Source organism: Pseudomonas lundensis, assembly GCF_002269125.1.
In the GTDB taxonomy this organism is placed as follows: domain Bacteria; phylum Pseudomonadota; class Gammaproteobacteria; order Pseudomonadales; family Pseudomonadaceae; genus Aquipseudomonas; species Aquipseudomonas lundensis_A.
Window position 1 is genome coordinate 1 of sequence record NZ_NQKI01000094.1, and the last position, 974, is coordinate 974.

At 53.9% G+C, this 974-nt stretch carries 1 protein-coding gene; it reads left to right on the forward strand.

Going from position 1 to position 974, the window contains the following annotated elements; translation table 11 throughout:
• Window positions 1-63 precede the first annotated feature (63 nt).
• On the forward strand, window positions 64-974 hold a 911-nt coding region (locus CJF39_RS22605; RefSeq protein WP_094995376.1), incomplete at its 3' end, for an IS5 family transposase.

Here is a 974-nt window from a genome sequence, read left to right on the forward strand (position 1 = left end):
GGAATCTCCGAACAAGTTTTCAAATGTGCTGAAATACGCCTGACCACCTGATCCGAGCCGCCTATGAGCCAGATGAGCTTTTCCGATTTCGAATACGCCGGCAAGCGCAAGCAGACACGCCGCGAACGCTTCCTCGCCGAGATGGATCAGGTCGTGCCCTGGACGGGTCTGCTGGGCCTGATCGAGCCGTTCTACCCCAAGGCCGGTGGCGGCAGAAAACCCTATCCTCTGGAAACCATGCTGCGTATTCATCTGTTGCAGAATTGGTTTTCCCTGAGCGATCCGACCATGGAAGAAGCGCTCTACGAAATCACGCCCATGCGCCAGTTTGCACGTTTGACCTTGAGCGCCCCGATACCTGAAGACACCACGATCATGAATTTCCGGCACTTACTGGAAAAGCATCAGCTGGCACCTGCAATCCTCGCGGTCATCAATGGTTATTTGCAGGACAAAGGCATGTCTCTACGTCAGGGCACTATCGTCGATGCCACCATTATTCATGCTCCTAGTTCGACTAAAAACGAAGAGGGAAAGCGCGACCCCGAGATGCATCAGACCAAAAAAGGTAACCAGTATTTCTTCGGAATGAAGGCCCATATTGGCGCTGATGTCGAGTCCGGCTTGGTTCATCACGTCCACGGCACCGCCGCCAACGTCGCCGATGTCACACAGGTCGCCGAGCTGTTGCATGGCGAAGAAAATGCAGTGTATGCAGACGCCGGATACACCGGCGTTGAGAAGCGTGAAGAGCATGAAAATCGTGAAGTGATCTGGCAAATCGCGGCGCGCCGCAGCACCTATTCCAAGTTGAATAAACGCAGCGTGCTCTACAAGGGCAAGCGCAAGATTGAGTACTGCAAAGCCCAGACACGGGCCAAGGTCGAACATCCGTTTCGGGTGATCAAATGCCAATTTGGGTACGTGAAAGTGCGCTTTCGTGGGCTGATGAAAAACACGGCTCAGTTGACCAC